This window comes from endosymbiont of Riftia pachyptila (vent Ph05) (assembly GCF_000224455.1).
In the GTDB taxonomy this organism is placed as follows: Bacteria; Pseudomonadota; Gammaproteobacteria; order Chromatiales; family Chromatiaceae; genus Endoriftia; species Endoriftia persephonae.
Genome location: NZ_AFOC01000189.1, coordinates 1 through 741, shown reverse-complemented (window position 1 = coordinate 741; position 741 = coordinate 1). Strand labels below are relative to the sequence as shown.

At 64.8% G+C, this 741-nt stretch carries 1 protein-coding gene; it reads right to left on the bottom strand.

All coding sequences use genetic code 11. The features are described 5' to 3' along the window. Nucleotides 1-741, bottom strand: a 741-nt coding sequence (locus tag RIFP1SYM_RS16150) for an ATP-binding cassette domain-containing protein (RefSeq protein ID WP_039960896.1), incomplete at both ends; no start/stop codon positions are given.

The window sequence follows — 741 nt, the reverse complement described above, 5'->3', positions numbered from 1 at the left end:
TTTGCCCGCGCCGTTGGGGCCGAGCAGGCCGATGCGATCGCCCGGCTCGAGGGACAGTCCGATCTTCTGCAGCAGCGGCTGTTGGTTGTAGCCGGCGTTGACCTTTTCGAGTTGCAGCAGCGGGTGAGGGTTGTGTTGCGGTGCGCGGAAGGCGAAGTGGAACTGAGAGTCGACATGGGCCGGGGCGATCAATTCCATGCGCGCCAGTGCCTTGAGGCGGCTCTGGGCCTGGCGCGCCTTGGTGGCCTTGGCGCGGAAACGATCCACATAGCTGCGGATGTGGGCGATCTCGCGCTGCTGTCTCTGATGTTCGGCCTGCTGGTTGGCGAGGCGTGCGGCGCGGATCTGCTCGAAGGCGGAGTAGTTGCCGCTGTAGAGGCTGGCAGTCTGCTGCTCCATGTGCACCACATGGTCTATGGTCTGGTCGAGAAAGTCCCGGTCGTGGGAGATCAGCAGCAGGGTGCCGGGGTACTTTTTCAGCCAGCCTTCGAGCCAGATCACTGCATCCAGGTCGAGATGGTTGGTGGGTTCATCGAGCAGCAGCAGGTCGGAGCGGCACATCAGCGCCTGGGCCAGGTTGAGGCGCATGCGCCAGCCACCGGAGAAGTGGGAGAGCGGCTGTTCCATCTCGCTGGCCGCAAAGCCAAGCCCGTAGAGTAGTTGGCCGGCGCGCCCCTTGGCGCCGTAACCGCCGATCGTCTGCAGTTGCTCGTGCAGTTGCGCCTGGCTGGCGGCGTCGTG